Source organism: Phytoactinopolyspora endophytica (genome assembly GCF_004138495.1).
GTDB lineage: Bacteria > Actinomycetota > Actinomycetes > Jiangellales > Jiangellaceae > Phytoactinopolyspora > Phytoactinopolyspora endophytica.
In genome coordinates this window covers 163,040-164,046 of sequence record NZ_ML142850.1, presented here as the reverse complement: position 1 = coordinate 164,046, position 1,007 = coordinate 163,040, and the positions used below count along the sequence as shown (strand labels likewise).

Here is a 1,007-nt window from a genome sequence, read left to right as displayed (position 1 = left end):
GCCCCGACTCGACCAGCTCGGCAAGGCAGTTGACCGATGATTCACCCTGCAGCAGCGCCCACATGATCTTGATCCGGGTAGGATCCGCGAGCATCCGCAGTGCACGGGCCGCGCCGTCGACCTGATCGGCCGTCGGTATCTGGAAGTCCGCGATGCCGTCATGCATGAGGCCAGCCTACTACCTGATATTTACTATCTGCGTTATCACGTAGATACGTATATATTGAGCCTATGAAGAATGATCCGAAGTCGTCCCATCGGAGCGACCACGACCACGACCACGGCCACGGCCATGGCCATGGTCATGGTCATGCGAGCTGGTGGGCGCGGGCGCTGCACGTGTTGAAGCCACACTCACACGACGTGACCGACTCGATCGAGACAGCTGAAGAGGCGAGTGAGGCGGGCATCCGGGCAGCGTGGGCCGGTCTCGCCGGCATGATGGCGACAGCGGGTCTGCAGCTGGCGATCGTGGCTATCAGTGGATCGATCAGCCTGCTCGCCGACACCGTTCACAACCTGGGGCACGCGGTCACCACCATCCCGTTGCTGCTCGCGTTCCGGCTGGGGCGGCGGCGACCCTCGAGGCGCTATCCGTACGGCTATCGACGGGCCGAGGATCTGTCCGGCGTCCTGATCGCGGCGGTCATCGCGGCGTCGGCGGCATTGATCATCGTCGAGTCAGTCGACGCTCTGATCAATCCGCGGGAGCTATCCAACCTTGGCTGGGTGCTGGCGGCCGGTCTGATCGGCGCTGCGGGCAATGAGCTCGTGGCCGTGTACCGGATCCGCGTCGGCCGCCGGATCGGCTCGGCGGCGCTGATCGCCGAGGGCAACCATGCGCGGGCCGACGGGCTGACATCGCTTGTGGTGGTCGTCGCCGTGGCCGGCGTATGGCTGGGCTTTCCGCGCACGGATGCGATCGCGGGTCTGCTCGTCGCGGTCGCGATCGTATGGATCCTCATCAACTCCTGCCGGACGATCTTCCGCCGGCTCATGGACGGCGT

The 1,007-nt window shown here is 65.1% G+C and carries 1 protein-coding gene and 1 pseudogene; one reads left to right on the top strand and one right to left on the bottom strand.

What is annotated here, in order from left to right; translation table 11 throughout:
* Window positions 1–139, bottom strand: a pseudogene (locus ELR45_RS42470) (ArsR/SmtB family transcription factor); the annotation flags it as partial.
* Between the two features lie 224 nt (window positions 140–363).
* Here ELR45_RS42470 and ELR45_RS36825 point away from each other — a divergent pair.
* On the top strand, window positions 364–1,007 hold a 644-nt coding region (locus ELR45_RS36825; protein WP_205855891.1), incomplete at its 3' end, for a cation diffusion facilitator family transporter.